Source organism: Massilia sp. CT11-108, assembly GCF_047302915.1.
GTDB classification, from domain to species: Bacteria; Pseudomonadota; Gammaproteobacteria; order Burkholderiales; family Burkholderiaceae_D; genus Telluria; species Telluria orientalis.
Genome location: NZ_JBKYMO010000791.1, coordinates 1 through 1,815 on the forward strand (window position 1 = coordinate 1; position 1,815 = coordinate 1,815).

1 protein-coding gene is annotated in these 1,815 nt (G+C 68.0%); it reads left to right on the top strand.

Going from position 1 to position 1,815, the window contains the following annotated elements:
* Positions 1–1,815, top strand: a 1,815-nt coding sequence (locus ACEN88_RS30730) for a nitric-oxide reductase large subunit (RefSeq protein WP_413345824.1), incomplete at both ends; no start/stop codon positions are given.

Consider the following 1,815-nt stretch of genomic DNA (forward strand, 5'->3'; position numbering starts at 1 on the left):
CGGGCATCGACGCCCTCGTCAAGGACGCCCTGCGCCGCAACACGTACGACGCCGCCACCGGCACCCTGACCTTGAGCGCCGAGCGCACCGCCGCCATCGCGGCCGTCGCCAGCCATTACGCGGGCCTGTTCGGCACCGATCCGAAGCTCGACAAGCTGCGCGAGCAGTACGCGATGAGCGCCGGCTCCCTGCCCGCCGCGGACGACCGCACCGCGCTGACCGGCTTCTTCTTCTGGTCGTCCTGGGCGGCCGCCACCGACCGTCCGGGCGAAACCGCGCTGTCGTACACGAGCAACTGGCCGCACGAGCCCCTCGTCGGCAACACCCCGACGGCCGGCGCCGGCATCTGGTCGGTCGCCAGCATCATCGTCATGATCGGCGCCATCGCCGGCATGGTGTTCTTCCACTCCACGCAGCCAGAAGAAGCCGATCCGAAGCCGCCCAAGGACGATCCGCTGTTCAAGCTGAAGGCCACGCCGTCGATGAAGGCCACGCGCAAGTACTTCGCCGTCGTCGTCGCGCTGATCCTCGCCCAGGTCGGCATGGGCGTGATCACCGCGCACTACTCGGTCGAAGGCCACAGCTTCTTCGGCATCCCGCTGGGCGACATCCTGCCGTTCACGATCAGCCGCACGATCCACACCCAGTTCGCCGTGCTGTGGATCGCCACCGCGTGGCTCGCGACGGGCCTGTACATCGCGCCCGCCATCTCCGGCCATGAGCCGAAGTTCCAGGCGCTGGGCGTGAACGTGCTGTTCTACGCGCTGCTGTTCATCGTCGCCGGCTCGACCGCGTGCGGCTGGCTCGGCACGCTGCAGCACCGCGGCGTCGACTTCAGCTTCTGGCTCGGCAACCAGGGCCTGGAATTCACCAGCATGGGCCGCGTGTGGCAATACCTGCTGTTCGTCGGCCTGCTGTTCTGGGCCTTCCTGCTGGGCCGCGGCCTGTGGCCCGCGCTGCGCAAGCCGTCCGAGAGCCGCGGCCTGATCGCCATGGTGTTCCTCGCGGCCGTCTGCATCGGCGGCTTCTACGCCACGTCGCTGACCTGGGGCCAGCATACGCACTACGCCATGGTCGAGTACTGGAGGTGGTGGCTCGTGCACCTGTGGGTCGAAGGCTTCTTCGAGGTGTTCGCCACGGCCGTCATCGCCCTGCTGTTTACCCGCCTGGGCCTGATCCGCGCGGCCAGCGCCAACGCCGCCATCGTGCTGGAGACCATCGTGTTCCTGTTCGGCGGCATCCTCGGCACCCTGCACCACCTGTATTTCACCGGCACGCCGACGGCCGTGATCGCGATCGGCGCCATGTTCTCGGCGCTGGAAGTGGTGCCGCTGTCGATGATCGGCATCGAGGCCTACCGCAACTACCAGCGCATGAAGGCCGCGCCGTGGGTGGCGAGCTACCGCTGGGCGATCCTGTGCTTCATCGCCGTCGGCTTCTGGAACACCGTCGGCGCGGGCCTGCTGGGCTTCTCGATCAACACCCCGATCGCGCTGTACTACATGCAGGGCCTGAACATGACGGCCGCGCACGGCCACGCCGCGCTGTTCGGCGTGTACGGCATGCTGGGCGTGGGCCTGATGCTGTTCTGCCTGCGCGGCCTGACGGACCGCCTGGCCTGGTCGGACGCCCTCCTCAAGCCGATGTTCTGGCTGCTGAACATCGGCCTCGCGATGATGGTGTTCATGGCGCTCGTCCCGGCCGGCATCTACCAGGCCTGGGCCAGCATCTCGAAGGGCATGTGGTTCGCGCGCTCGCCGGAAGTGATCCACTCCCCGTTCATGGAGAACATGGTGTGGCTGCGCGTGCCGGGCG